Annotated in this window: 1 protein-coding gene; it reads left to right on the forward strand. The window is 43.5% G+C overall.

Translation table 11 applies throughout. The annotated features are described in order from the left end of the window. Window positions 1-1023: hypothetical protein (locus BTHERMOSOX_RS11520; protein WP_171004773.1), on the forward strand; the 1023-nt coding region annotated here is incomplete at both ends.

Below are 1023 nucleotides of genomic sequence, written 5' to 3' on the forward strand. Positions count from 1 at the left end.
GGCAGGACTTAGAAAAGGTCTAGCAAGTGGCCTAGCAGACGCTTCAACCGTACAACCGCCAGCTGAAGGCATGCCTAACTGGTTTGGTGGTTATGGTAATCAAGTGGCAAAAGCCACGTTCGATGCTCAATCAGGTGCTAGTGCAGGTGCAAGTTATTCTAGAACTGATGTTGGCGCAGCTGGCATGGGACAAGATGCAGGTACTCTAAATGCCAGCAACACCATAGGTAGTGTTACAGGTGCTCAAGCAGTTGCTGATACTAACAATATGAGTCTTGAAGATCAAGTGATGCAAAATGCACAAACTAATGCAATGAATCAACACACCCGCGCTGATGCACAACAATATATCCAAGAGAATCTGAGTACTGATGGTACGCAAGTAGATGGCGCAAATCAACTGGCCATGAATAGCGCTTATCAGCAGTTTGGCGGTGTAGACAATGTTAGGAATATGACCAGGCTTGATGGTGGATCTCCTTTTGAGAAAGAAGATGTTATGAGTACTATGACTGATATGGCCAATAACAATGGTGGGCTATCCATGACTGGACAAGAGATTATGGACAATGATAAGCTCATGCAAAACCGTCAAGATGATTGGGTTGACTTTGTTAGTGGTCATAAAGATGATAACTTTATCGTTCATCCAAACTTTAACAAACAAGGTGATTTAACGTCAGCGCCTGTTAATCAAAACTTCGGCGCCAATACAGATAAATCGATTCGTGAAAATTTAGACAACACCAAATCAGCAGTGACTAAAACAGATGCACAAACTGAGTTTGGTTCTGCAACACTAGGAACAGCAGTTGACAACATTGGTGGAGGGAGTAATAATTATCAACAACAAGCAGCTGTTAGCGGCTTTAAGAGCCTTGTGGATCATTCAACCAGAGGCGAGGATGACTTTAACGAACAAGAGCGAAGAACGCTTGAAAACGCAACGGTTGGCTGGTGGAAGTCGAATGGTGTGAGTATGAATGAGGTTGTGACTGATTCATCGTCTCAATCAACTTCTGA

It is taken from the genome of Bathymodiolus heckerae thiotrophic gill symbiont (genome assembly GCF_900128515.1).
Taxonomy (GTDB): Bacteria; Pseudomonadota; Gammaproteobacteria; order PS1; family Pseudothioglobaceae; genus Thioglobus_A.